Consider the following 550-nt stretch of genomic DNA (forward strand, 5'->3'; position numbering starts at 1 on the left):
TGAGATTGCAAAACACCTCGCTATAGCGAACAACCCGATTCAGGTGGAGGGTTATACCGATAGCGAGCCGATTCAAACTAGCCTGTTCCCGAGTAATTGGGAACTATCCGCTGCCCGAGCCAGCGCAGTGGTAAAATTACTTGCGGCAAGTGGCGTCACGCCAGAGCGGCTATCGGCTGTTGGCTATGGAGAATTTCAACCTATTGCCGATAACACAACAGAAGCCGGACGCGCCCAAAATCGGCGTGTGGTCTTGATGGTAGCACGTGAAAAGCCAAATCGGCCGACTCGGTCAGTAGACAACCAAGATGTAAGCGGCATATTAGAGGCAGATACCTTTGTCGACGTGCCGGAATCGTTACAGCAACCCAGCGGGGAGCCTGCAGATCCGTTAATAGAATTTGGCGAGGCGCCTGTACTTGTGCCGACGCTGACCCAAGAGGGTGATAGCGAATCATCTGATGCACCGGGTCAGCCAAAGATAAATGGGTTGCGGGCGATCAAACTCGAGAGTGGTGGCCTACTCTTTACAAGCGATCCAGCGCGTGGG

General features: G+C 53.6%; 1 protein-coding gene. It reads left to right on the plus strand.

Translation table 11 applies throughout. From position 1 onward, the window contains the following. Nucleotides 1–550 (plus strand): OmpA family protein (locus ACFQEU_RS17805; RefSeq protein WP_379784323.1); only part of this gene is annotated, 550 nt, incomplete at both ends.

This window comes from Halorubrum tibetense (assembly GCF_042661865.1).
GTDB lineage: Archaea > Halobacteriota > Halobacteria > Halobacteriales > Haloferacaceae > Halorubrum > Halorubrum tibetense.